The organism is Sphingomonas lycopersici (assembly GCF_026130605.1).
Lineage (GTDB): Bacteria > Pseudomonadota > Alphaproteobacteria > Sphingomonadales > Sphingomonadaceae > Sphingomonas > Sphingomonas lycopersici.
Genome location: NZ_JANFAU010000034.1, coordinates 1 through 851 on the forward strand (window position 1 = coordinate 1; position 851 = coordinate 851).

Annotated in this window: 2 protein-coding genes; one reads left to right on the forward strand and one right to left on the reverse strand. The window is 63.2% G+C overall.

What is annotated here, in order from left to right; genetic code table 11:
- Positions 1-12: 12 nt before the first annotated feature.
- Positions 13-722, reverse strand: a protein-coding gene (locus NED98_RS23115; protein ID WP_432423359.1) for an IS5 family transposase whose coding sequence is annotated in 2 segments (ribosomal slippage) — positions 13-440 and positions 440-722 — 711 coding nt in all. Because the reading frame shifts where the segments join, the coding sequence is not laid out codon by codon here.
- Here NED98_RS23115 and NED98_RS23120 point away from each other — a divergent pair.
- Positions 661-851: hypothetical protein (locus NED98_RS23120; protein ID WP_265314692.1), on the forward strand; the 191-nt coding region annotated here is incomplete at its 3' end. The two genes, NED98_RS23115 and NED98_RS23120, sit on opposite strands and share 62 nt — an antisense overlap.

An 851-nucleotide genomic window follows, 5' to 3' on the forward strand; every position in this document is an offset into this window, starting at 1 on the left:
TAGGGTTAGGACTCAATCGCACCAGAAGGTGATGACGGCAGCGAGGAAGACGCCAGCCATGTAGTTAGCGGCGAGCTTGTCGTACCGGGTTGCGATGCGCCGCCAGTCCTTGAGCCTGCACCAGAGGCGTTCGACGAGGTTGCGAGCCCGATAGGCATCGCGGTCATAAGAGATGGGCGACTTGCGGCTGCGGGTCGAGGGGATGACGACCTCGGCGCCTTGGGCTGCGATGGTGGAGCGGATGGCGTTGCTGTCATAGCCCCGGTCGGCAAGCAGGCGATCGAAACGGCCACGCGCCGCTTCGATCAATGCGGGCGCCATTGTCATGTCGGATGTATTGCCGGGCGAGATCAGCAGGATGCGTGGACGTCCTGCGGTGTCGGTTAGTCCATGGATCTTGCTGGTTCGTCCGCCGCGCGAGGTACCGATGCCTTGCGCGAAGGCCCCCCTTTTGCGCCGCCTGCCGAACGGTGAACCTTGATGCTGGTCGAATCGATCGCGACCGAACCCCACGCCCCGCTGTATCCGCTCAGCGCCTCGAAGACGGCGAACCACACGCCCTGCCGGCTCCAGCGGTGAAAGCGGTTATAGATCGTCGTGTACGGTCCGTACTCAGGTGGGCAATCCCGCCAGCGCGCCCCGATCCGCAGCATGTGCACGATGCCCGAGATCACGCGTCGGTCGTCAACTCGCCGCGCACCGCACCGCCCGTTCGGTAACAACGGCTCGATCCGAGCCCACTCCGCATCGCTCAACCAGGTCAGTTGGCTCGCCATCACCGCCTCCGCTTCAAGCAGAAGCTTTGAATCAGCCAAATCACTCAACCGCAAGCTGATTGAGTACGGACCCTA